The sequence below is a fragment of the Enterovibrio makurazakiensis genome (assembly GCF_050336585.1).
GTDB classification, from domain to species: domain Bacteria; phylum Pseudomonadota; class Gammaproteobacteria; order Enterobacterales; family Vibrionaceae; genus Enterovibrio; species Enterovibrio gelatinilyticus.
This window is the reverse complement of record NZ_JAKJSE010000055.1, coordinates 1-1455: the sequence shown is the minus strand read 5'-3', so window position 1 is coordinate 1455 and position 1455 is coordinate 1. Positions and strand designations below refer to the sequence as shown.

1 protein-coding gene is annotated in these 1455 nt (G+C 57.9%); it reads right to left on the bottom strand.

The genetic code is table 11. The annotated features are described in order from the left end of the window. On the bottom strand, nucleotides 1–1455 hold a 1455-nt coding region (locus L4D06_RS25335; RefSeq protein ID WP_429742247.1), incomplete at both ends, for a Calx-beta domain-containing protein.

Genomic DNA, 1455 nt, shown 5'->3' with positions numbered 1-1455 from the left:
TAGGTACCAGCAAAGACGGCATCAATTTCGTCGTCAGTCAGTACCTTGTTGTTGATGGTGAGGCCAGTGATATCACCGCGCTCAACACCTTGCTCGGTGAGGTTGAAAGTGTATTCGACGTCGCCCGCGACCTTGTTGGACAGCGCGACGGTGAAGGTAATGTTTTGACCTTCATTGACTTCGCCACCCCCCGTGACATTCAGGGTCGGGGCATCGTCGTCATCGATGGTGCCAGTGCCAGTGATCTGAGATGCTTGACTATCGGTCTTAGCCGATAAGGTGAAACCTTCGGTGTTTTCAAATACTGAGTCGCCATCAATCTTGTTATCCAGTGTTTCCACCGCGACTTTAAAGCTGGTTTCACCTGCAGGTACATTAAATGTAAACGTGCCGTCAGCGGCAACAGGGATCTCGGTGCCGTTTACGGTCACGGTGGTGCCCGTGAAGTCGACGTTCTTGTCGGCACTGTCACCAGCTAGGGTCAGGCTCACTGTGGTGTTGGTGGTGCTCGCGTTGGTCAGGGTGACGGTAAAGGTGGCGTCGTCGCCTTCACTGACCGTGGTGTCAGACACGCTGGCCACTTCAGGGCGGTCGTCATCACCGCCGYCTGGTGTGCCGTCATTGCCGCCATCGGTGATGGTGGCGGTACCGACCTCAGGGSTGGCCTGATTRTCGGTCTTCGCTGAYACAGTGAAGGTTTCATCACCTTCATAGGTGTCATCAGTTGTTGTGTTRACCACCACATTGAATGCGGTGTCGCCCGCAGCAACGGAGACGGTGAAACTGCCGTCAGCGGCAACTGGGATCTCGGTGCCGTTCACTGTCACGGTGGTGCCTGTGAAGTCGATGTTCTTGTCGGCACTGTCACCAGCCAGGGTCAGGCTCACTGTGGTGTTGGTGGTGCTCGCGTTGGTCAGGGTGACGGTAAAGGTGGCGTCGTCGCCTTCACTGACCGTGGTGTCAGACACGCTGGCCACTTCWGGGCGGTCGTCATCACCGCCGCCTGGTGTGCCGTCATTGCCGCCATCGGTGATGGTGGCGGTACCGACCTCAGGGGTGSCCTGATTGTCGGTCTTCGCTGAYACAGTGAAGGTTTCATCAYCTTCATAGGTGTCATCAGTTGTTGTGTTAACCACCACATTGAATGCGGTGTCGCCCGCAGCAACGGAGACGGTGAAACTGCCGTCAGCGGCAACAGGGATCTCGGTGCCGTTYACGGTCACGGTGGTGCCCGTGAAGTCGAYGTTCTTGTCGGCACTGTCACCAGCCAGGGTCAGGCTCACTGTGGTGTTGGTGGTGCTCGCGTTGGTCAGGGTGACGGTAAAGGTGGCGTCGTCGCCTTCACTGACCGTGGTGTCAGACACGCTGGCCACTTCTGGGCGGTCGTCATCACCGCCGCCTGGTGTGCCGTCATTGCCGCCATCGGTGATGGTGGCGGTACCGACCTCAGGGGTG